This is a genomic window from Antarctobacter sp. (assembly GCF_048262615.1).
In the GTDB taxonomy this organism is placed as follows: Bacteria; Pseudomonadota; Alphaproteobacteria; order Rhodobacterales; family Rhodobacteraceae; genus Antarctobacter.
On record NZ_JBLXFB010000020.1, the window covers coordinates 46038 to 67301 of the forward strand.

The window sequence follows — 21264 nt, forward strand, 5'->3', positions numbered from 1 at the left end:
GACAGCCGCTGGCGCGGTCACGTCACCGCGCCAGTGGCCTTCGCCTTGCATCAAATAGGGGGTCCAATGTCAGTAACCACCGTCGGAACGGAAATACAGCTGGAGCGTGCCGCGGTTCGCTTTGGCGCCTTCCAGGCCGTTCACCCTACGGACCTGCGGATCGGCGCAGGCGAATTTTTCTCCATTCTCGGCCCGTCGGGATGTGGCAAGACCACGTTGCTGCGGCTCCTCTCGGGGTTCCTCGACCCGACCGAAGGGGATGTCCGCATCGGCGGGCGATCCATGCTGGGTATCGGTCCATCCGACCGGCCCACCGCGCTCATTTTCCAGAACCTTGCGCTCTTTCCCTTGATGACGATCTGGGAAAACGTCGCCTTCGGACTGGAAATGCGCGGCTGGACACGGGCCCGGCGGCGTGAACGCGCCATGGACCTTTTGGCCACGGTGGCGCTGTCGGATCATGCCGAGAAGATGCCAGCACAGCTTTCGGGCGGCCAAAAGCAACGCGTCGCCATTGCCCGCGCGCTTGCGGTGGAACCCTCGGTGCTGCTGCTGGATGAGCCGCTTTCGGCCCTGGACCTGAAATTGCGGCAGCACATGCGGGCCGAGCTGAAACAGATTCAGGCCCGCACCGGCATCACCTTCGTTTACATCACCCATGACCAGGGCGAAGCACTGACCATGAGCGACCGCATCGCGGTGATGAATGCAGGCCGGATCGCGCAGATCGGAACCCCGGACGAGGTCTATGACCATCCCGACACCGCCTTTGCGGCAACCTTTGTCGGTGAGATGAACGTCATACCCGGTCGGGTCGGTGGGGCCGCCGACGGGTTCGCACGGGTGGAGACGCCGCTGGGCTCCTTCCGCGCCCGCGATCCCAAGGGGCTTTCCGTCGGCAGCGAAGCCTTGCTGATGGTGCGGCCGGAACGGCTGCGGCTGGTGGACAGCGCAAACGCGGCCGAGAACAGTTTCCCGGCAGCGGTGGTGCGTCGCGATCTGGAAGGGGCCTATTCGACGCTGACCCTGTCCGCCAAAGATTGCTCTATCTCGGTTCACCTGCCGCATCAGGGCGGAGTCGACCGGACAGAGGGGCAGGTCCTGCTCGGGTTCAATTCCGCCGACGCTCTGGTTCTGCCACAAGGGGATCTGGCACATGACTAGGCTCACCCGCGCCTTCGGGGCGCCATTGGCGGCACTCATATTGTTCTTTGCCGGGGCGTGGATCCTTGGCCTGATCGCCGCGCCTCAAATCATCATGATCGAGCAGTCGCTGTGGCGCATGGAACGCCCGGCCGGGTCGGCAGAAATTTCGGTCAGGATCGACGGCCTCTACAATCGTCTCGACGTGCTGGCGCTTGATGAGGCAGAGGCCCAGGCGCGGGCCGACACCGAGGGGCGCGCTGCCACGCTCGCCGAGCTTGCGACCACGCGGGCGCAGATCGAGACCGAAATCGCGGAACTCGAGGAACAGGAAAGCAGGCCGGTCAAGGTCTATACGCTGGCCAATTTCACCCAGATGGGGACGGCACATCTGGCGATTTTCTTCAAGACAATAGCGGCCTCTCTCGCGGTGACCGCAATCGCGCTCGTGGTCTGCTACCCCATCGCCTTTGCGGTGGCAAAGCTGGAGCCGCCGAACCGTGCCGCGCTGATCATGCTGGCGCTGGTGATCCCCTACGCCATCAACGAGTTGCTGCGCATTTTCGCGTGGCAGATGATCCTGAACTACGGCGGTCCCGCCAACGCTCTCCTTGGCCTGATCGGCATCGAACCCATTCCCTTTCTCGAAAGCGGGGCGGGCGTCTTTGTGGCGATGGTCTACGCCTATATCCTGTTCATGGTCTTCCCGCTCTACAACGTTCTGGAGACGCTTGAGACCAATCTGATCGAGGCGGCGCGCGATCTCGGCGCGCCGACATGGCGCATCCATATGCGGATCGTCATTCCCCACGCCCGTCCCGGCATCGCCGTGGGCTGTATCATGACCTTCATGCTCTCGGCGGGGTCCTATGCCGTGCCCTACATCATGACACGGGGAACCGCCGCGCCCTGGTTCACGCAGCTTATCTACAACCGCTTCTTCGAAGCGACCAACTGGAACGTCGGCGCCGCTTATGCGCTGAGCCTGCTGGCCGCCTGCATGGTCTTCATCTTTGTGATGATGCGGCTCCTGAAGGTCAGTCTGAAGGATATCGCGAAATGACCCGGACAGCTTCGCGCAGCCAGGCCCTGCTGCATCTCTACATGGCGCTTTTCTTCGCTTACATGTTCCTGCCGCTCTTCGTGATGGTCGCCGCCGGGTTCAACAACTATTCGCCGCCCTCGATCACGGTCTGGCAGGGGCTCACTCTGCGGTGGTTCGGCGATCTCTGGCAAGACACACGCATGTGGACCGGGCTGGCCAATTCGCTCATCATTGCAGCGTCGGTCATTGCACTTTCGTTGCCGATGGGTCTGTCGGGCGCGCTGCTGCTGTCGAAGCTCGGCAGCCGATCCGGTGGGCTGCTTTACGCGATCCTGGTGTCGCCGCTGCTGACGCCGGGGCTCATCATCGGCATCTCGACGGTGATGTTCTGGCGACATCTGGGGGTCTCGGCGGGGATCGTGACCGCCATCCTTGCGCAATCGGCCTTTATCTCGTCCTACTCCATGCTGATGTTCATGGCGCGGCTCCAGCGGCAGGACACGACGCTGGAGGAAGCCGCGCTTGACCTTGGCGCGACACGCGCCCAGGCCTTCCGCCGCATTACCGTGCCCTTTTTGCGCCCGACAATCATCACCGCCGCGGTCATCGCCTTTCTGCAAAGCTTCGAGAACTACAACACGACGATCTTTTCGATCGGTGGCCGGCATACGCTGGTGACGGAAATCGGCGCGCGGATGCGGTTTGGCATGAGCCCGATGATCAACGCGATCGGTATCCTGTTCATCGTCGTCACGGTGATCTGCGCCGTCGGCTGGGCGATCCTGCGCCAACGCGAACGACGCGCGGAGACCGCGAAATGAGGCCGGACTCTCCTATTGAGGAACCCGGCGGCGACTGGCGGGCGCTGATCCATGCGCTGTCTGCGGATCGGGCCAGGGTCTTGGCGGGACGGGCCCGAAGCGCGCCGCTCTTTGCCCATGCCTATGCGTTTCACCTCAACCTTCGGTTTGGCGGGATGACGCCCGCCGACCTTCTCGACTTTGCCCAAGCGCAACGACTGGACGGGGTGAAAATCCATGTCGAGGACGGCGAGGACGCCAGCTTGCGGGCCATGACCGAGACAGCCCGGCACAACTTCGGCACCGCTGCGGCAGTGCGCGGGCTCGCCCTGCATGTGGAAACCAGCAGCACCGACCGCCCGGCGCTGGAAGAGGCTGTGACGATCGCCATGTCGACAAACGCGCGGTCGGTACGTTGCTATCCGCGCTATGAGGGCCGCATCTCCGAAATCATCGCCCGGACAACAGAGGATCTCCGCCTGCTGGACAATCTGGACCCGGACGGTCGGCTGTGCTTCACGCTGGAACAGCACGAGGACCTGACCTCGGACGAGCTGGTCGGGATCGTGGAACAAGTCGGCAATCCGCGTCTGACGCTGCTGTTCGACTTCGGCAACATGATCAATGCCTATGAGCGCCCGCTGGCCGCGCTGGCACGGCAGGCGGCGCATGTGACCGAGGTGCATGTCAAGGATTGTTGCGTTGTTCCCGACCGGGGCGGCTGGGGTCACCGCGCCTGCATTTCGGGGCAAGGGCATCTGCCCATGCATGCCCTGTTGGCCGAACTGTTGCTGCTGGGCGACACGCGGCCGCAGGTCACCTCCTACGGGTTGGAAGAGGAAGACGGGTACTTCGCACCCGCCCTGCGCTGTCCCACGGACGATCCCGACCCATTTATCGCCGCGCGAAGCCAGAGTTACACCGACCCCGGCGCGGTCGACCTCGGCCTGCGGCTCAAGCAAGAGGCCGCCGCTGCGCAGACACAGGTCGAAACCGTCAGGGCCATGCTGCACGACATCGCAGCCGAAGCAGAACACCGGAGCACAAGCATATGATCACCCGCACCGTCCACGACTGTCCCCCCGCGATGCTGGACCTCGCCGTGACGATGAGCGACGCCGTGCGCGGGGTCATACGCCGCTATTTCCGCACCCGGATCACGGTGGATGCCAAGACCGATGCCAGCCCCGTCACCATCGCGGACCGCGAGGCCGAGGCGTTGATGCGCCAGATGATCATGGCGCGTTTCCCCGACCACGGGATCCGTGGCGAGGAATACGGGCTGCACCAGCCGGATGCGGAGTGGAGCTGGGTTCTCGACCCCATCGACGGGACCAAATCCTTTGTCTCGGGCTCGCTCGCCTTCGGAACCCAGATTGCCTTGCTCCACGACGGGGAGCCTTTGCTCGGGATCATCGACCAGCCGATCACAGGCGAACGCTGGATCGGCAAGGCCGGTCACCCCACCACGCTCAACGATGTCACGATCCGCACCAGTGACACGCGGCGGATCGAGGACGCGGTGGTCTATACATCCGCCCTCGACCATTTCGGCGCGGACACGCGCGCCCGCTTCGACGCCGTTGCACGCAACGCGCGCTTTCAGAGGGCATCGCACGATTGCTACGCGGCCGGCCTTCTGGCGCTCGGCACCGTCGATCTGCTGCTTGAGGCGAATGTCCACGACTACGACATCCTGCCCCAGCTTTGCATCATCCAGGGCGCGGGCGGTGTCGTGACCGACTGGGAGGGGCGCGCTTTGCCCGACGCCCGGAGGTTCGACACCGTGGTCATGGCCGCGAATGCAGAATTGCACGCGGCCGTGATCGCAAGGCTGGCCGACACGTAGCGTCAGCCGTCTGGCGCCAAACCTGCGAAAGCCCCGCAAGGGGGCGTGCACGGCAAGCCCGGACACCATGCCGGGCCTGCCGCGACTTGTACGTCGCGGGCGCGCTACTGCGTAGCGACCCGGCGCAGGGGCGTGCCGCTCCGCTGGGACTTGCCCACGCCGGGCGCCGTGCCGACGGCGGCGTTGGACGGCGGCAAAAGCGTCCGTCCCCGCACCATGTCGGCGGCACGTTCGGCCAACATGATGGTCGGCGCATTTAGGTTGGCGTTTGGCTCGGTGGGAAAGACCGAGCTGTCGATCACCCGCAGCGCCGCGATGCCATGCACCTTCAGCTCGCTGTCGACCGTGGCCATGTCATCCTCACCCATGCGGCAGGTTCCGCAGGGGTGATAGGTGCTCTCCATGGTTTCGCGCACCCAGGCGTCGATCTCGTCAGCCGATTGCACATCGTTGCCGGGCGCGATCTCTTCGCCACGAAAGCGGTCGAAGGCGGGCTGGGCCACGATCTCGCGCGTCAGCCGCAGGCACCGGCGAAAGCCTTCGCGGTCCTCCTCCCGGTCGAGATAGTTGAACAGGATGTCGGGCTGTTCATAGGGATCGGCCGAGCGCAGACGCACATGACCTCGGCTCTTCGGCTTATTGGGTCCGGTCAGGACCATGAAGCCATGTTCCTTGAGCGGCTGCTTGCCATCATAGCGCACGGCGGCCGGCATGAAATGGAACTGGATGTCGGGCCATTCGAGCGAGGCGTCGGAGCGGATGAAACCGCCGCTTTCAAAATGGTTGGTGGTCGACAACCCGCGCTTGAACAGGAGCCATTCGGCCCCGATCAGGAAACGGCTCCAGAGGCCCATCTTGCCGTTCAGCGTGATCGGCTCCTTGCAGGCATACTGGATGTAGACTTCGGAATGATCCTGAAGGTTCTCACCCACACCGGGCAGGTCGTGCACCACCTCGACGCCCGCCTTGCGCAGCACGTCCGCCGGACCGATGCCCGAGCGCTGCAACAGATGCGGCGCACCGATCGGGCCGGAGGCCACCAGCACTTCGCGCGAGGCACGGGCGATGTGGCGCTTGCCCCCATGGTCGTATTCGACGCCGACGGCGCGCTTGCCCTCCAGCACGATCCTCCGGGTCATGGCCCGTGTCACGACGGTCAGGTTCGGCCGCGCCATCGCGGGCTTGAGATAGGCATTGGCGGTGGACCAGCGGCGGCCGTCCTTCACGGTCATGTGCATGGGGCCAAAACCCTCTTGCAGATAGCCGTTGGGGTCGTCGGTGGCGACATAACCCGCCTCGCGCCCCGCCGCGACGAAGGCACGGTAAAGGGGGTTTTTCATCTCGTTGCCGGCATTCGTGGCCAGGGGGCCGCTGTCCCCGCGCCAGTCGTCCCCGCCGCCCTTCCAGCTTTCCGCGCGCTGGAAATACGGCAGGCAGTTCGCGTAACCCCAGCCCTTCGCGCCCTGCTCTTCCCATTCGTCGAAATCGCGGGCGTGACCGCGCATGTAGACCATGCCGTTGATCGACGACGACCCGCCCAGCACCTTGCCGCGCGGACAATGCACCCGCCGTCCGTCAAGCCCCGGTTCCGGCACCGTATGGTAGCGCCAGTTATACTTCGATCCGTTCATCGGGATCGACAGCGCCGTGGGCATCTGGATAAAGATGGACCTGTCCGAGCCGCCGTATTCCAGCACCAGGACACGTGTCGCCGGGTCCTCGCTCAGCCGGTTCGCAAGGACGCAGCCGGCAGACCCTGCGCCAATGATGATATAGTCGAAGGACTGGCTCATGAAGCACCTTCCGTCGTTGAAATTGGATTGCTTGGTTGGTGGCATGGCGGGCGCAGGCGCCCGCCGCCCGAGGCAGGCTCAGTTGCCGGGATAGTCGCCCCACTGCGGCCCCTTGGCGAACAGCCGGGTCAGCAGGTAATGGAGCAGTCCGGCGATCACGCAGGACGGCAGCGAGGCGGTCAGGTAACGGAAGGCCGTCACGTTATCGAGTGTCTGCGGATTGAACAGCCAGACATAGGTGACAAAGCCCACGGCCAGTGCGAATAGGCCAATCGGATTGAAACCGCCCAGGAACTGGAACGCACCGCCGGTCTGCGGCCCATGCAAGGCGCGCAGGTCAAGCCGTTGACGCCGCAGGAAGAAGTAGTCCGCGATCCCGATCCCGGCCAGCGCCGAGTTGAGGGCGGAGGTCCACACCAGAAAGTTGAAGAACCCGTCATACATCTGCGGATAGGCCACGACGAGCACCAGCGGAATGATGCAGAAGGCAATCAGCAGCGTCCCCCAGCCGATCTTGCGCAGGCCCGCCGTCCCGACCTGCCGCAGACCGACGATCGAGGTGTAGAGGATATTGGCCATCGACGTGACATTGGCGAAGGCGATGAAGCCGAGCGCGGTAATCCCGACACCCACGCCGGCGATCTGCGTCATCCAGACCGTCGGGTCGCTGTCGCCCATCGACACCGCCGCGAAAAGACCCACAATCTCGCCCAGGACCGCCGCGCCGAAGATGCCGAAGATATTCGGCCAGAAGGCGGTGCGCTCGGTCTTGGTCAGGCGGGCAAGATTGCCGATGTAGGGCCACCAGGAAAACCCTGCCGCCATGTTGATTTCGATGGCAATGATGAAGTTCAGGCGCTTGTCGTCGAAGGGCGGATCGAGCGCCTCCATCCCCATCAGTTCGGCAAAGCTGTGCTGGCGGAAGATCAGCCAGAGCATGCCGATCATCAGCAGCACGAGAAGCGGCGACACGATCATGTTGAACATCTTGATCGAGGTCGGTCCGCGCGCGACGATCAGCCAGGTCAGAAGGATCGCCCCGACCGCCGCAATCGCGACCTTGACCCCGGTCGGGTTCGCAGTTCCTCCGGTCGCGAGCGCGGTCAGCCCGTCGATGGAGCGCCCGAACATCATGGCAAGCACCGCGAGCCATCCCATGGTCAGGACAATCACCGCCAGAAGATAGACAAGGCGGCTGCCGTTGTAGCCGTATTGGCTGCGGATGCCGGTGAACTGTTCGACCCCGTAGCGCCCCGCCATCACGGTGGTGGCCAGAGCGGTCAGCACGACGCCGAAAATGTTGCCGATCACGATGGCCGCGATGCCCTCCTTGGGGCCTACGAACAGCCCGACCGCGCCGCCGATCAGGAAGGCCCAGGTGGCAATCGCCAATGCGGAATTGGCGAAGGTGAATTCCTTGAATCCCCAGAGACGTTCGCGCGGCAGAAGCGGCGCGTCGCCGCGTTCGGCAGCGGCGGAATAGTCTTGTGCCGATGTCTGTGGCGTCGGGGACTGCGGGAAGGTGTCTTGCAGCGTATCTGTTGTCATGTCAGGCCACCCACATCCAGAAACCAACGGTCAGCGACAGCACCAGCGCGGCTATCCCGAGATAATCGACCGCAGTCATGCGGCCTTCGGCCTCGTCCCCGATGGCTTCGTAGACTTCGGCGCGTCTGCCGATCTCGGCGCGCCAGTCGGCACTCGATCTTTCCATGGTTTCCTCCCGTTCAGGCGGGCCGCCCTGGCCCGCATCTCCTCAGTTCCCGTGCCGTGCGGCGTCATCCCACCCGGACCGGGTCCGCGTAATAGGGCAGCCTGTCGACTCGCGGTCGCCAGTCGCCCTGCTTGACGACGTTCAGAACGTGGGCCGCGATCTCCTCCATCGGTGCGAACCACACGTCGCCCTGCGTCGCTGCCTGTTCGAGGAACCGGTGCACGACCTCCCAACGGGCCAGGCGGCCGGTTGCGAAGGGATGCACCACCGGCACCCAAAGCCCGCCGTGACGTCGGGCCGCCTCGAATTCCTGCGCGAAGGGCAGAAAACCCTGCTCTGGCGCGCGGATCGGCATCATGTAGTCGAGATCCATCGACTGAACGTATTGTGGCCAGTCATCCATGCCCCAGTGCGACGGCAGTTCCACCAGACGGCCCGCCGCGCTTTCGAGCAGATAGGGTTGATCGTCGCCCATCAGCGAGGCGTCGTAGACAAAGCCGCGTTCGGCCAGAAGGTCGGCGGACCGGTGCGAAAAGTTGTAGAGCGGCGCGCGCCAGCCCCGCGGGCGCTGGCCTGTGGCCTTGACGATCACCTCGATGCCGCGGTCCAGCCAATGCGCCTCATCCTCGGCGGAAAGCTCGCGCGGATGTTCGTGCAGGAACCCGTGATGGGCGATCTCGTGCCCGCCCTCCAGGATGGTCTCGACCGCTTGGGGATAGGTCTCGATGCACCAGGCCGGAATGAAAAAGGTCTGGCGGATGCCAAGCTGACGGTAGCTCTCGACGATCCGCGGGATGGCAATCTCGGGCCCGTAGCGCAGCATCGAGATCGCCGCGACGCGGCTGTGGCCGTCTTTCGGATGGGCCAGGTGGACAAGGCTGTCGGCGTCCATGTCGAAGGTGATGCAGGCCGCGCATGTTGCGCCGTTCGGCCAGGGGATCGGATTGGCGATCATGGCATGATACTCCCGCCGTTGGGGCCAATACCCTGCCCGGTGAAAAACCGACCGCCGTCGCCCGCAAGGAAGGTCGCGACCGAGGCGATTTCCTCTGGTCGGCCAAACCGTCCCAGCGGGATGGCAAGCTCCTTTGCGCGCCATTCCGCGCTCATCTGGGCGGCACCCAGCATCTCGGTGTCGATCGGTCCGGGGCAGATGGCGTTGACCAGAATGCCGGGGGCAAACTCCTTCGCCCAGCTTCGGACAAGCCCGAGAACGCCATGCTTCGAGGCGACATAGGGCGAAAATGTCTCGCGCCCGTAGTAGGCCATGTCCGAGGCGATCAGGATGACCCTCGGCGGGCTGGCGGCGTCCGGCTTCATCAGGCCGAGCGCCGCCTGCCCGATCAGGAAGCTGCCGCGCAAGTTGACGGCAATGACCCGGTCGAAGTCCGCCACAGGGGTTTCCAGAAGCGGGGCCTCGTGGATGATGCCCGCACAATGGACGAGCACATCGAGGCCGCCCCACGCCGCCTTTGTCGCGTCGCGCAGCGACGTCACCGCTGCGGCGTCGGACACATCGCAGGCGATGGCCAAGACCTCCGCCGCCCCCGCCTCGCGGGCGCCTGCGGCGGTGGCATCGGGCTGGCGCAGATCGGCAAGTGCGACACGCGCCCCCTGCCCCGCAAAGGCCAAAGCCGTGGCCGCGCCGATCCCGCGGGAGGCCCCGGTGATGAGAACACGCGCCGTCATGCCATCACCTCACCACGATCCACCATGATCGCCTGCCCGGTGATGTCGCGGGCGCCGTCGGAGGCAAGATAGAGATAGGCCGCCGCCATATCGTCGGGCTCCATCAGCCCCGGCAGCACCTGCGCGCCGGTGATCTCGTCCAGAAGGTCCGTTTCGCTGCGTCCGGTGCGCGTCGACATGTTGGTCAGCGACAGCATTGCCGCCTCGGTCCGGACCCAGCCGGGGCAGACGGCATTGACGCGAATGCCGCGCGGCCCGAGTTCCTTGGCCATGACCCGCGTGAAGCCGAGATTTGCGTGCTTCGAGCCGACATAGGCCGCGAATTCCGGCACCGCCGTGCGGCTCCAGATCGAAGCGGTGACGATGACGCTGCTCCCCTCCGGCATCTTCGGCACCGCGTGACGGGTGACATAGAAGGGTCCGTTGACGTTGATGTCGGTGATGCGGCGAAAGGTGTCTTCCATCGCCTCATCCGGGTCGAGCAGTGGCGTGATCCGCTCCAGCCCGGCGTTGTTCACCAACACGTCGATCCGGTCCAGATCGGCGATCGCGGCCTTGACCGAGGCGCTGTCGGTGATGTCGGCCCGGACGGAACGGCAAAGACGTCCGCAGGCCGCAGCAATGGTCTTTGCCGCCTCGTGGATGTCCGGGCCGGAGGACAGGACGGTCACATCCGCGCCGGCCATGGCAAAGGCTTGGGCGACGGCAAACCCGATGCCCCGGCTTGCGCCCGTCACCAGAACCTGTTTGCCCGAAAAGTCGTATCTGATGCGTCCCATTGCTCAGGCCTCGCGCGCATGCATGATGCGGCCGATCAGGTTCATCAGCACCTGCGCCGCGAGGATCGCCGTGCCGCCGGTGTGATCGTAGTCCGGCGCGACCTCTACCAGATCAACGCCCACGATCCGGCCGCGCTTGGCCAGACCGGCCAGAAGTTCCAGCACCTCGTAATAGATGAAGCCGCCGTGCGAAGGTGTGCCCGTGCCCGGTGCGATCGACGGATCGAAGCCGTCAATGTCAATGGTCACGTAGTAGCGCCGGGCTTCGGGGATGCGCTCAAGCACCGCCTCGACGCCCAACTTGCGGATCTGGCGGACCGACAGGATGTCCGAGCCCATGGCCCGCGCGTCCTCGTATCCGTCGCGCGCGGTCGAGGAGACATTGCGAATGCCGAGTTGCGACAACCCGCTGACATAGTCCTTTTCGGCGGCGCGGCGCATGGGGTTGCCGTGGCCATTGCGCACGCCGTGACGCACGTCGACGAAATCGAGATGCGCGTCGAACTGGACGACATGGATCGGACCGTTTTTCGCGCAGTCCTCGTCGAAGGCATTGATGCAGGGAATGTTGACCGAATGGTCGCCGCCCAGAACCACCGGCAGCGCGCCAGCCGCAAGGATGCGGCGCACGCCCTGTTCGATGTTGGCGTGACTGGTTTCAGTATCGGTGTGCACGATGTCGGCATCGCCCAGATCGACCATGCGGACCTTTTCGGCTGGCAGATAGGTGACATCGTCCTCGTGGTCATAGGCACCGCCATGCCCGAAGGCAAACAGCGTCGAGGCCTCGCGGATCGAGCGCGGACCGAAACGCGACCCGGCGCGCCATTGGGTGCCGAAGTCGAACGGCGCGCCAAGTATCGCAACGTCGGCATCGATCCGGTCCCAGTCCGCAACATAGGGAGATTTCCCGAAGGTGCAGATGCCGACAAATGGCAGGTTGAGGCGTCCCTTGTCATAGGCGTTTTCAGACATCGCTCGCTCCTTGTGTATTGCCAAGGCACCGAAACACGATTCAGTAGTTGGAAAAATATCTATGTTTCAACGTTAACTTGTGAGATTGTCTATGTATGGAGCATCTCACCACTCTGCGCGCGCCGTCACTGGCCGATGTCGATCTGCGTCTTCTGCGGGTTTTCGCAGAGATCGTGCGGGCCAACGGATTTTCTGCCGCGCAGGCCGGTCTGGGCATGAGCCAGGCCACGATCTCGGCCCATATGCGCAATCTGGAAGACCGGCTGGGCCTGCGCCTTTGTGAGCGTGGACGCGGCGGTTTCTACCTGACCGAAGAAGGCCGGCGGGTGCATTCCGCCATGCTTGACCTCTTTGGGTCCATCGACCGGTTCCAGAGCGCAGTCAGCGAAGCGCAGGGCGAATTGTCAGGCGATCTGAGCTTCGGCACCGTCGATGCGATGGTGACGAACCACGAAGTGAACCTGCATCTGGCGATTGCCGCGTTCTGCAAAAAGGCCCCGCGCGTGCGCCTGTCCATCGACATCACCGCTCCGCAGGTGCTGGCACAGGGGGTCCTCAACGGCCGCTATCAGGTCGTGCTTATGCCGAAGCAAGACCCGCTGTCGCAGACCCACGCCATCGACGTCTACGAGGAACGTCAGAACCTTTATTGCGGCGACCTGCATCCGCTGTTCTCGGTCCCCGATGACGCGATCACCGACACGGTACTGTCCGAACAGGATTTCGCCGGACGCACCTACATGGCGCAGGCGCCGATCTGCGGGATCGAGTTCAACTGGCGTGCGGTCACCGCGCAGATGGAAGGCACGCTTGTCCTCCTGCTGTCCGGCGCCTTTATCGGTTTCCTTCCTCGGCATTATGCCGAACCGGAGGTCCGCAACGGACGGCTGCGCATGCTGGCACCGGACCGCATGGACTTTGATGACACCTTCCGCATCGTCTATCCGCGCGAGCGTCCGACACGCGCCGCGGAACTCCTGGCACAGGCTCTGCAAAGCGCCAAGCGTGGCGCGAATTTCGACGCAGGTTCTGAGGCGCGGGAGCCGAGGGCGGAGCAAGATGGACCGGCTCAATGATCGGCGTGCGGGATGGCGGACCCCGTGCGTGGCCGACTTTGCTTGACACGAATCGGGGCCTCGCCTACGCCCCGCTTTACGAAGGTTCGGACAGGAGAGACGGGTGAAAGCCCGCGCCGACGGAGCAACGCCCCGGAAACTCTCAGGCTCAGTTACTGCCGAACCGTGAACTCTGGAGAGTGGTGCCGCATGCACCCGCCGAAGGAGAAAGGCGCGACGATTGCGCCGATGCTCTCAGGCAAAAGGACAGAGGGGGATGCGTCGGACAACCGGCGTGTCACACCTTTGCCTTGGAGTGCCTGGAATGGCTTCGAAATCCATTGCCGTCATCGGCGCCGGTGTCACCGGCGTCACCACCGCCTATGAGCTTGCCACCCGCGGCTATGCGGTCACTGTCTACGATCGCAACCGCTACCCCGCCATGGAAACCAGCTTTGCCAATGGCGGACAGCTCTCGGCCTCGAACGCCGAGGTCTGGAACCACCTGTCGACCATCCGCAAGGGGCTCGGCTGGATGCTGCGCAAGGATGCGCCGCTGTCGCTGAACCTGACCCCAAGCTGGCACAAATATTCCTGGCTGGCCGAATTCGTGGGCCAGATCCCCAATTACCGCAAGCACACCACCGAAACCGCCCGGCTGGCCGTGGCGGCGCGTGCGCGCATGCGCCAGATCGGTGAACGCGAGGGCATTGCCTTCGACCGCGAGGATCGCGGCATCCTGCATTTCTACACCACCAAGGCCCAGCTCGATCACGCCCGCCGGGTGTCGGACCTGCTGGCCCAAGGCGGCGTAGAGCGGCAGGAGTTGGACGCCGATGGCATCCGCCGGGTCGAACCGGCGCTGACCGGAGACTTCGCCGGTGGCTTTATCACTCCCGGCGACAGTTCCGGCGACATCCACCTTTTCACCACCGGGTTGGCCGCGGCCTGCGCACGTCTGGGCGTGCGTTTCGTGATGCAGGCCAGAGTCACCGGCAACACCACCCACGGCAAGGGGGTCACGGTCTGCTATGACACCGCGCCAGAGCCGGGTCGCCGCGCAAGCCACAAGGCAGAGCATGCGGCGGTCGTGGTTTGCGCCGGGGTGCGCAGCCGGGCGCTGGCAAGGGGTTTCGGCGATCGGCTCAACGTCTACCCGGTCAAGGGCTACTCGATCACCGTCAACCTGCCGGACGAGGTCTCGCGCAGGGGCGCGCCGCAGGTCAGCCTGCTCGACGACGAGGCCAAGATCGTCACCAGCCGGCTCGGACCCGACCGGTTCCGCGTGGCCGGTACCGCCGAGTTCGCGGGCGAAAACCGCGACATCCGCGATGTCAGGATCGCGCCGCTGGTGGCCTGGGTGAACCGCTACTTCCCCGAGGTCTGCACCCGCCAGTCAACGCCTTGGGCCGGTCTGCGTCCGATGATGCCCTCGATGATGCCACGGGTCGGCCCCGGACGGCGCGCGGGGGTGTTCTACAATACCGGACACGGCCACCTTGGCTGGACCCTTGCCTGCGCCACTTCAGAGGCGGTGGCCTCGGCGGTGGCGGCCCGGATCTGATCCAAGCCGCAACGAGACGTTGGCCGCGCACTCCGGTTGTCAGGAGGTGCGCGGCCAAGCTCTGTCTGGCCGCCTCGTCAAATGGGGCGCTGTAGACATGCCATGAACAGGTTTCGCCCCTCTGAGTGTCGATCATGGGCCATCAAGGAACGCGTCGGCGGCAACCCTGTGCTTTGCGCCAAAGTCCGTCCGCTCTGCCCAAGATTGGGTGCCGCATGTTCGCTGCCTTCGGTCAGATATGACCTGAGAGGACGTGCTGCGGATCATCACTTGCCCCCCTGCCCCGTCACCGGCACGGGACCTCGTGCAATCAATGACCGCCTGCCCGCGATTGCCGCAGCCATCAAGGGCGCGGATCCAGACATCACGCGGCAAACAACCTGCGGCTTGCTGGAAACCATGCGTGAGCGTACCTCTTGGGGGTGCGCCAGTTGGAAACCGTCCTCGGTAAAGACGCCGTTGGAGCGCGTTGAAAAGCGCGTGGCTCCTCTGCAAACGGCACTTGTGTTGGCCTAACCGATTGCCACTAAATCTAGAAAGTGCTTGCACGAATCTGGTGGGTCGGGCAATAGTCTCGAAAAATAACGCGCGGTCACATAAAAAACGCGCCCACGGATCGGGGCAGACATGAGCGAAGCAGAGCAGGATCTAGACATCGCCATCGGGCACTACGCGGAACTTCTCGCGTCGAACCTGCATGCTCAGCGCGCGGCCCACTTTCCTCCGGATGCAAAGAAGGTGATGCGCTCCTTGACCAGCGGCGAAGCTGCTGAACTCCTTGGCGTCGATCATACCTATCTTCGGAAGCTTCATCGAGAAGGAAAGATCGTTGACGTCGAGACGACGGCAGGAAGTCATCGCCGCTATACGCTCGACGATATCTGGGAAATCCGTCAAACACTTGAAGGAAATGCAAAAAAATCTGGAACCTATGTGCCTGGGCGTCGCGACGGTGACGAACTTCAGGTGGTTTCAGTGGTGAACTTCAAGGGCGGTTCGGGCAAAACGACGACGTCCGCACACCTTGCTCAACGTCTGGCGCTTAAGGGGTACAGGGTCCTTGCGATCGATCTTGACCCGCAAGCGTCTCTTTCGGCTCTTCACGGAATTCAACCTGAACTCGATCTCATGGAGGGCGGAACCCTCTATGATGCCGTTCGCTATGATGATCCCGTTCCGATCACAGAGGTGATCCGCAAGACCTATATTCGCGGCCTTGATCTGATCCCTGGAAACCTTGAACTCATGGAGTTCGAGCACGAAACGCCTGCTGCGATCCAACGGGGAGGTGCGAAGGCATTCTTCGCGAGAGTTCATGACGCGCTCGATAGTGTCGAAGCAAACTACGACGTTGTTGTGATCGACTGTCCGCCGCAGCTTGGTTTCTTGACGATGTCTGCGCTGTCCGCGTCCGCGGGCGTCCTTGTGACTGTTCATCCGCAGATGCTTGACCTCATGTCGATGTCTCAATTCCTGCGGATGACCGCCGATCTGTTAGGGGTGATCCGGGATGCGGGCGCGAACCTGCGCTTTGATTGGCTGCGTTTCCTGCCAACGCGGTACAAAGTCGGCGACGCGCCGCAGACCGAAGTCATCGCCTTCATTCGCGGGCTGTTCGGGCGGTCGGTCCTGACCAATCACATGGTTGAGTCGACGGCGATTTCTGATGCCGGTTTGACCAAGCAAACACTTTACGAAGCGGACAAGAAGGACTTCACACGTCAGACGTTTGATCGTGCGATCGACTCCATGAATGCAGTCAACGATGAGATTGCTGAAATCATCCAGAACACATGGGGGCGGCATGGCAAGAAAGCCTAAACTTGGGCTGCCGTTGCAGACCCTTCGCAACGCTCCTGACGCTCTGGAAGGGCGCCGATTGCGTGGCGGTGTGTTTGAGATAGATCCGGGGCAGATTGTTACCGAAGGACGGTTGGACGACAGACTTCAGATTGAAGTGGAGGGTCTCAAGAGCTCTATTTCCAAGAACGGGCAGCGTGTGCCTGTCCTGGTCCGTCCGCTGGAAGGCGATCGCTACAACCTGATCTATGGCCGCAGACGCCTTGAAGCCTGTCGGGAACTCGGCATCAAAGTTCGAGCGATCGTCACAGAGGTTGAAGGCGATCAAGCGCTTCGAGATCAGCTTCTTGAAAACCAGGAACGTCGCGACCTGAGCTTTATTGAGCGTGCGCTTGTTGCGGCGGCGCTTCTGGAAGGCGACCATCTGGAGGGGGCCGAGCGGACCAACCGAGGTGTCGCCGAAGTCCTTAACCTCCATGAAGCGGCGGTTTCACAGCTCTTGAGTGTCGTTCGGACTGTTGGCGAGGATCTCATTCAGGCAATTGGTGCGGCTCCCGGAATTGGTCGCCCGAGATGGGAAGATCTCAAAAAGGCCTTGGGTCTCTACGACGTTGATCGTGATCATCTGCAAACTGTTGCACATGCGGCCAGGGCCGACAGTTCCGGTTCGGTCTATGAGATGTCTGACAGTGCGTTTCTTGCCGTTCTCGCGGCCGCGAAGAGCCCGGAGATGGACGTGAGGACGCCGCGCAAGGGCGCGCCTGCTTTGGCGATCCCCGGTGTCGGCGCGGCGACAGTCAAGACCGGTCGCCAAGGCAAGCAGCTCAAACTCGATCTGACTGCGGAGGACCCTGAATTTGTCAGCTGGCTGGAGGGCAATGCCCCAAAGCTGATTACCGAGCTTCATGAGCGCTGGAAGCGTTCAGGAGACTGAGGAAGAGCAACCAACAATAACAAAAAGGAGACACGATACAGGCAAAAAGTAAAAGGCCCCGAGAAGCTAGCTTCACGAGACCTTTGTAAGGTTTCGCATCGGGACCAGCCCGCTACAAAATCTCAGTTTTCGCACTTCTGAATGTAGCGTTCTGGCCCCTACCCCGCAAGCGCAAAGCGATTCGCGGGCCGAAGAAATTTTGCCTTCGTGGACATTTTCATGGAGTACACACCGATTTCGCCGTTTATGCGGCCGATCTCGCACGCCCATCTGCGTGTTGTCGAGACGCCCGAAGCATCCGTTCCGGGCAAGCCCATCAACAAGTGGGAGATTCTGCGTGAGTTGTCCAAAGCCCAAGCCGGTTTTGGCGTCACAGAGCGTGATCTGACAGTCTTGCAAGGGCTTCTCAGCTTCTTCCCTGACGACGCTCTTGGGGGAAACGCCGAGATGATTGTGTTCCCTTCCAACAAAGCCATCTGTGAACGGCTGAACGGTATGCCGTGTTCTACGATGCGGCGTCATCTCAGCCGGTTGGTGGATGCCGGTCTGCTTGTGCGGCGCGACAGCCCCAACGGCAAGCGCTACGTGCGCAAACACGGCGAGGAACGCGTGGCCTTCGGGTTTGATCTCTCGCCGCTCTATTGCCGTGCCGAAGAGATTGCCCGCGCGGCGGAGGCGGTGCGAGAGTCCGAAGAGCGAGTTCGGCGGCTGAGGGAGGTTGTCAGCCTAATGCGCCGCGATCTGGCCGCATTGGCGGAGTTCGGAGAGGACTTGCAGCCGGGGCTTGGCTTGTGGGACCAGATGCGTGATATGGCTGCTCTGACGGCCCGCGCGCTGCGCCGCAAGTTCTCCCTGGCCGATTTGCGGCAGCACCAGCTGGAGCTTGAGAGGCTTCTTGATACCGCCCGTAACGTGATCGATGGTTCTGAAACAGAAGAAATGGACACCAATGACGCTCAATCTGGGCGTCACCATCATAATACAAATAAAGAATCTATAGATCTTGAACCGGGCTTAGAAAAAGCCGGGGCGGCGAGCGGGTCGCAATCTTCCGAACTGTGCGATAGTGACGATGGCATGGGGTCGATGGACCTACGGCAATTGCCAAAGATCCCGCTGCATCTGGTCGTCACAAGCTGCCCTGCCTTGAAAACCTTCTATGACGGAGAGGTCAGGCACTGGCACCAGCTCTACGATGCGGCATCGCATGTTCGCCCGGCGATGGGGATCAGTGTGTCGGCTTGGGAAGAAGCGCAACGCTGCATGGGTCCCGAACAGGCATCGATTGTGGTTGCCGCTATTCTGGAACGGTTTGCCGAGATCAGATCTCCTGGTGGATACTTGCGCGCATTGACCGCCAAAGCCGCTGCTGGAGAGTTTTCATGCGGGCCGATGGTCATGGCGTTGATTGGCCGCCGATCTTACACCCTTAACAGCTGTTAAGGGTGTAAGATCGCGTGTTGCTCCACGGCCTGCGGACTTAACAGCTGTTAAGTCCTGTCTAGCGGACCTCTGAACAAGAGTGCGAAAGGATCGCTGGTTTGAGGAAGTCAGAATGCAAGACTGGGAGAGTGGGAGAGTGGCTTTTGACGCACGTCGGGGATTGCTGCAAAGCCCGTATCTTCGGTCCGTTCCGGTCGATGTTAACACCGTGACCGGTAGGTCTGAACCCCAGCTGGCGGTGGACGCTTTCAGACCCTGTCTCTTTCGGTCGAGTAGAAGCAACTGGCTATACGACGCCCCTACCCTGCTTGAACGCAACGCAGAGGACGATTCGACGTTGAAACACTTAGCGGCCTTTTCGGTACACGAACGTCAGCGGCAAGGTTCGGGATTCTATCCGGTCGTTCTGGAGCAATGAGCCTCGCCAAAGCCGGAAGATGCAGGCGATGTTTCCTCAGTGGACAGCAATTTGCGCAGATTGGTCGAAAGAGGCGGGGCAGGCCGCGTAATGGGGCAGGGGGTCAGAGACCTGCGGCCTTGGTCAAGTTTACACCGAACCGGTCGCGGCGTCGTTGATAGCGGCGGGTCATCTCCGCCGAGGCGTGCCCAAGTTGCTTTTGGACGTAACGCTCGTCGACCTCGGCGGAACTGGCAAGACCGGCGCGCAGCGAGTGGCCGGAAAACAGCGCCTGCCGCTCTTTCTCGGGCAGCTCTGATCGGATGCCAGCATCGAGGACCGCGCGTTTGATCAACCGCGCGACATGTTTGTCGTTCAACCGCGTCTCAAGCGCCCGTTGACCATCGCGCGATATGCCGACGAAGACTGGGCCGAAATCGATCTTCGCGAAAAATAGCCATTGTTTGAGTGCATGGACGGGACAGGACTGCTCCGTGGAGCCGCGTCCGATCTCGACCTCACGCCAACCGGTCTTGGCATTGAGGGTCAGCAGCACGCCCTTGTCGAAAACGTCGAGCCAGCCGCCGGAGTCCGGGGTATCGTCCTTGTGAACGTCAAGGCTGACGATTTCCGAGCGGCGCAGACCGCCGGCATATCCTAGCAGCAGGATCGCCCGATCCCGCAGCCCGCGCAGGTCATGGGGCAGGGTGGCGACCATCGCGAGGATGTCCTCGGCGAGGATCGCTTCTTTCTGCACCGGTGGGCGCGCGTGCCTGCGTTTGATCCCGGCCAGCACCGTGGCGATGTGCCGGTTCTTGCGATCGAGGGAAAACCCGCGCTGTGCATAGTTCCACGCGAGGCCCGACAGCCGCCGGTCTATTGTCGAAGCCGAAAGGGGGTGGGATGTCGACTGCGATGGGAAAGGGCCTGACCCGGAGGCCATGTCGGCTAGGTAAAGCCCGATCATCTCCGGTGATGGGGGGATGGGCTCTGCGCCTTTCAACCGACACCAGCGGGTGAAATGTGCCCAGTCCTTTGCATAGGCTTTCCGGGTATTGTCCGAGGCGGCCGCGCGGGCATAGTCGCGGGCGGTATCGACCAGCCGGTCAAGCGTGCCGGAGCCAGCAACAAATGAAGGGAGTGCCAACGTCTCGTCGTGCTGGTTGACGGACGGCCCGTTTGCGGCCTCTGTGTCCGATTTCTGGGTGTTTTCTGACATGCCGCCAAGTTAATCTCGTTATGTCCGATAAGGCAAACTTATTGGACATAACAGAGACCGACAAGGCGGGGCGGTTTTGGCAGTAAATACTGGCGGAAAGCGCCGTCACGGGGTAGTCTCCAAGCATGACATTTGCCCGGCACGCTCCCATAGATGACCGTGAATTCATACCCCGGATCCCATCGTGGGTCACCGCCGCGCGTGCTGAAACCCTTGAAGATGTTGCGTTTTTGTCTGGTGCGGTGCTGAATCACCTGCATGTTGTGATGGGTCGCGGTGACGTACCCCATACTTTGTTGCGGGATCGTCTCGCGCTCCGCGCAGCGGAGGCGTGTATGGCGTTTTCCGGGCGTCCGGAGCGGGCAGGCGAGCTGCGCGATGCGGTGCACCTACTGCGCCCCGGCGATCTGCCCGGACCGGTGGGCGACACCTGTCTGACCTGGCGGCGCGCGGTGCAGCGGCCGGTGTCGATCAAGGCTCTGGGTCGGGCCTTGCCAACCCTCGAGCCGGACCAGATCGCCACGTGGCTCGATGCGGGACCCCAAGGGGGGTCATGCGCGCCGGTCCGCCGCGCCGCACTGGTGCTGGAGGCGGTGCTGACGGCGGCGCCGCGTGCTGACGTGTCGGCGCTGATCCTCGCGGATGCGGCCCTGGCGCAGGCGCTCGGTTGGGATCATCTCGTGCCGCTGCTGGCTGCGGGCTTAAAACAGGCCGACCTGCGCAAGCGGGGGGCCGACCTGCGTCTTGCCTGTCATCGCGCTGTGAGCGCATCGGGGACCGAGGCCGTACGCCTTGCCGCCGACCTCGCGCGTCGGGCTGCGGATCTCAAAGCGGTCGCGCCGAAGCTGCGGGCCAAGGGGGCGGGCGATGCGGTCGAGATGTTCCTGACTCGCGATGCGGTGACGCCTGCCGCGCTGCCCCTGCCGGACCGCGCTGCACGGCGGCTCTGTGACCGGCTGGTCGATCTTGGCGCGGTGCGCGAATTGACGGGGCGCGACACCTTCCGGCTATACGGGGTTTGAGCGATGAGCATGTCCAGCGAAAGTGGGAACCGGGCTCAAAGTT

19 protein-coding genes, 1 pseudogene and 1 riboswitch are annotated in these 21264 nt (G+C 63.0%); of the genes and pseudogenes, 12 read left to right on the forward strand and 8 right to left on the reverse strand.

Annotation, left to right across the window (positions count from 1 at the left end; all coding sequences use genetic code 11):
- The first annotated feature begins 66 nt into the window (after positions 1-66).
- Genes ACN0S5_RS18335 through ACN0S5_RS18355 form a run of 5 tightly spaced genes read left to right on the forward strand, consistent with a single transcriptional unit; the run spans position 67 to position 4837 of the window.
- Positions 67-1164, forward strand: coding sequence for an ABC transporter ATP-binding protein (locus ACN0S5_RS18335; RefSeq protein WP_417210187.1), 1098 nt, complete (start codon positions 67-69; stop codon positions 1162-1164).
- Complete coding sequence (locus ACN0S5_RS18340; protein WP_417210188.1) at positions 1157-2206, forward strand: ABC transporter permease; 1050 nt, start codon at positions 1157-1159, stop codon at positions 2204-2206. Before ACN0S5_RS18335 ends, ACN0S5_RS18340 begins: the two co-directional genes overlap by 8 nt.
- Entirely contained in the window at positions 2203-3009 is an 807-nt protein-coding gene (locus ACN0S5_RS18345) for an ABC transporter permease (protein WP_417210189.1), read from the forward strand. The genes ACN0S5_RS18340 and ACN0S5_RS18345 overlap by 4 nt, the downstream gene beginning before the upstream one ends.
- Positions 3006-4043 (forward strand): sugar phosphate isomerase/epimerase family protein, encoded by a 1038-nt coding sequence (locus ACN0S5_RS18350; protein ID WP_417210190.1) that lies wholly within the window; start codon positions 3006-3008, stop codon positions 4041-4043. The genes ACN0S5_RS18345 and ACN0S5_RS18350 overlap by 4 nt, the downstream gene beginning before the upstream one ends.
- Complete coding sequence (locus ACN0S5_RS18355; RefSeq protein WP_417210191.1) at positions 4040-4837, forward strand: inositol monophosphatase family protein; 798 nt, start codon at positions 4040-4042, stop codon at positions 4835-4837. Before ACN0S5_RS18350 ends, ACN0S5_RS18355 begins: the two co-directional genes overlap by 4 nt.
- Positions 4838-4941: 104 nt before the next feature.
- Here ACN0S5_RS18355 and betA read toward each other — a convergent pair whose 3' ends face one another.
- From betA to speB, 7 genes are all read right to left on the reverse strand, one after another.
- Positions 4942-6630 carry a choline dehydrogenase gene (gene betA, locus ACN0S5_RS18360; RefSeq protein ID WP_417210192.1) on the reverse strand — a complete coding sequence of 563 codons (1689 nt, stop codon included), beginning with the start codon at positions 6628-6630 and terminating at the stop codon, positions 4942-4944.
- A 78-nt stretch (positions 6631-6708) separates the two neighbouring features.
- Positions 6709-8178 carry a purine-cytosine permease family protein gene (locus ACN0S5_RS18365; RefSeq protein ID WP_417210193.1) on the reverse strand — a complete coding sequence of 490 codons (1470 nt, stop codon included), beginning with the start codon at positions 8176-8178 and terminating at the stop codon, positions 6709-6711.
- A gap of 1 nt (position 8179) precedes the next feature.
- Positions 8180-8344 carry a hypothetical protein gene (locus ACN0S5_RS18370; RefSeq protein WP_417210194.1) on the reverse strand — a complete coding sequence of 55 codons (165 nt, stop codon included), beginning with the start codon at positions 8342-8344 and terminating at the stop codon, positions 8180-8182.
- Positions 8345-8408: 64 nt separating this feature from the next.
- The gene (locus tag ACN0S5_RS18375) at positions 8409-9299 is read right to left on the reverse strand and encodes a polysaccharide deacetylase family protein (RefSeq protein ID WP_417210195.1); all 891 of its coding nucleotides are present in this window, start codon (positions 9297-9299) and stop codon (positions 8409-8411) included.
- On the reverse strand, positions 9296-10033 hold the full coding sequence (locus tag ACN0S5_RS18380; protein WP_417210196.1) for an SDR family NAD(P)-dependent oxidoreductase: 738 nt from the start codon (positions 10031-10033) through the stop codon (positions 9296-9298). Before ACN0S5_RS18380 ends, ACN0S5_RS18375 begins: the two co-directional genes overlap by 4 nt.
- Entirely contained in the window at positions 10030-10812 is a 783-nt protein-coding gene (locus tag ACN0S5_RS18385; protein ID WP_417210197.1) for an SDR family NAD(P)-dependent oxidoreductase, read from the reverse strand. The genes ACN0S5_RS18380 and ACN0S5_RS18385 overlap by 4 nt, the downstream gene beginning before the upstream one ends.
- Positions 10813-10815: 3 nt before the next feature.
- Positions 10816-11787, reverse strand: coding sequence for an agmatinase (gene speB / locus ACN0S5_RS18390; protein ID WP_417210198.1), 972 nt, complete (start codon positions 11785-11787; stop codon positions 10816-10818).
- 95 nt (positions 11788-11882) lie between these two features.
- On the opposite strand from speB, the gene ACN0S5_RS18395 reads away from it, so the two are divergent.
- The 6 genes and pseudogenes from ACN0S5_RS18395 (at position 11883) to repC (ending at position 18583) form a co-directional block, all read left to right on the forward strand.
- Positions 11883-12863, forward strand: coding sequence for a LysR family transcriptional regulator (locus tag ACN0S5_RS18395; protein WP_417210199.1), 981 nt, complete (start codon positions 11883-11885; stop codon positions 12861-12863).
- A gap of 162 nt (positions 12864-13025) precedes the next feature.
- Positions 13026-13123, forward strand: a riboswitch (glycine riboswitch).
- A gap of 44 nt (positions 13124-13167) precedes the next feature.
- A complete protein-coding gene (locus ACN0S5_RS18400) occupies positions 13168-14406 on the forward strand; it encodes a D-amino acid dehydrogenase (RefSeq protein ID WP_417210200.1) in 1239 nt (412 codons plus the stop codon).
- Positions 14407-14599: 193 nt separating this feature from the next.
- Positions 14600-14922, forward strand: a pseudogene (locus ACN0S5_RS18405) (hypothetical protein); the annotation flags it as partial.
- 111 nt (positions 14923-15033) lie between these two features.
- Positions 15034-16227: a plasmid partitioning protein RepA gene (gene repA, locus ACN0S5_RS18410; protein WP_417210201.1), complete on the forward strand. Its 1194-nt coding sequence runs from the start codon at positions 15034-15036 to the stop codon at positions 16225-16227.
- The gene (repB, locus tag ACN0S5_RS18415) at positions 16211-17140 is read left to right on the forward strand and encodes a plasmid partitioning protein RepB (protein ID WP_417210202.1); all 930 of its coding nucleotides are present in this window, start codon (positions 16211-16213) and stop codon (positions 17138-17140) included. Before repA ends, repB begins: the two co-directional genes overlap by 17 nt.
- Positions 17141-17359: 219 nt before the next feature.
- The gene (gene repC, locus ACN0S5_RS18420) at positions 17360-18583 is read left to right on the forward strand and encodes a plasmid replication protein RepC (protein WP_417210203.1); all 1224 of its coding nucleotides are present in this window, start codon (positions 17360-17362) and stop codon (positions 18581-18583) included.
- 521 nt (positions 18584-19104) lie between these two features.
- Here repC and ACN0S5_RS18425 read toward each other — a convergent pair.
- Complete coding sequence (locus tag ACN0S5_RS18425) at positions 19105-20199, reverse strand: tyrosine-type recombinase/integrase (RefSeq protein ID WP_417210204.1); 1095 nt, start codon at positions 20197-20199, stop codon at positions 19105-19107.
- A gap of 125 nt (positions 20200-20324) precedes the next feature.
- On the opposite strand from ACN0S5_RS18425, the gene ACN0S5_RS18430 reads away from it, so the two are divergent.
- Positions 20325-21221 carry a DUF1403 family protein gene (locus ACN0S5_RS18430; protein WP_417210205.1) on the forward strand — a complete coding sequence of 299 codons (897 nt, stop codon included), beginning with the start codon at positions 20325-20327 and terminating at the stop codon, positions 21219-21221.
- The last annotated feature ends 43 nt before the right edge of the window (positions 21222-21264 follow it).

Excerpts from the sequence above, each read along its gene's own strand:
- ACN0S5_RS18335 (WP_417210187.1), top strand. The coding sequence starts at position 67 with ATGTCAGTAACCACCGTCGGAACGGAAATACAGCTGGAGCGTGCCGCG.
- ACN0S5_RS18340 (WP_417210188.1), top strand. The coding sequence starts at position 1,157 with ATGACTAGGCTCACCCGCGCCTTCGGGGCGCCATTGGCGGCACTCATA.
- ACN0S5_RS18345 (WP_417210189.1), top strand. The coding sequence starts at position 2,203 with ATGACCCGGACAGCTTCGCGCAGCCAGGCCCTGCTGCATCTCTACATG.
- ACN0S5_RS18350 (WP_417210190.1), top strand. The coding sequence starts at position 3,006 with ATGAGGCCGGACTCTCCTATTGAGGAACCCGGCGGCGACTGGCGGGCG.
- ACN0S5_RS18355 (WP_417210191.1), top strand. The coding sequence starts at position 4,040 with ATGATCACCCGCACCGTCCACGACTGTCCCCCCGCGATGCTGGACCTC.
- betA (WP_417210192.1), bottom strand. The coding sequence starts at position 6,630 with ATGAGCCAGTCCTTCGACTATATCATCATTGGCGCAGGGTCTGCCGGC.
- ACN0S5_RS18365 (WP_417210193.1), bottom strand. The coding sequence starts at position 8,178 with ATGACAACAGATACGCTGCAAGACACCTTCCCGCAGTCCCCGACGCCA.
- ACN0S5_RS18370 (WP_417210194.1), bottom strand. The coding sequence starts at position 8,344 with ATGGAAAGATCGAGTGCCGACTGGCGCGCCGAGATCGGCAGACGCGCC.
- ACN0S5_RS18375 (WP_417210195.1), bottom strand. The coding sequence starts at position 9,299 with ATGATCGCCAATCCGATCCCCTGGCCGAACGGCGCAACATGCGCGGCC.
- ACN0S5_RS18380 (WP_417210196.1), bottom strand. The coding sequence starts at position 10,033 with ATGACGGCGCGTGTTCTCATCACCGGGGCCTCCCGCGGGATCGGCGCG.
- ACN0S5_RS18385 (WP_417210197.1), bottom strand. The coding sequence starts at position 10,812 with ATGGGACGCATCAGATACGACTTTTCGGGCAAACAGGTTCTGGTGACG.
- speB (WP_417210198.1), bottom strand. The coding sequence starts at position 11,787 with ATGTCTGAAAACGCCTATGACAAGGGACGCCTCAACCTGCCATTTGTC.
- ACN0S5_RS18395 (WP_417210199.1), top strand. The coding sequence starts at position 11,883 with ATGGAGCATCTCACCACTCTGCGCGCGCCGTCACTGGCCGATGTCGAT.
- ACN0S5_RS18400 (WP_417210200.1), top strand. The coding sequence starts at position 13,168 with ATGGCTTCGAAATCCATTGCCGTCATCGGCGCCGGTGTCACCGGCGTC.
- repA (WP_417210201.1), top strand. The coding sequence starts at position 15,034 with ATGAGCGAAGCAGAGCAGGATCTAGACATCGCCATCGGGCACTACGCG.
- repB (WP_417210202.1), top strand. The coding sequence starts at position 16,211 with ATGGCAAGAAAGCCTAAACTTGGGCTGCCGTTGCAGACCCTTCGCAAC.
- repC (WP_417210203.1), top strand. The coding sequence starts at position 17,360 with ATGGAGTACACACCGATTTCGCCGTTTATGCGGCCGATCTCGCACGCC.
- ACN0S5_RS18425 (WP_417210204.1), bottom strand. The coding sequence starts at position 20,199 with ATGTCAGAAAACACCCAGAAATCGGACACAGAGGCCGCAAACGGGCCG.
- ACN0S5_RS18430 (WP_417210205.1), top strand. The coding sequence starts at position 20,325 with ATGACATTTGCCCGGCACGCTCCCATAGATGACCGTGAATTCATACCC.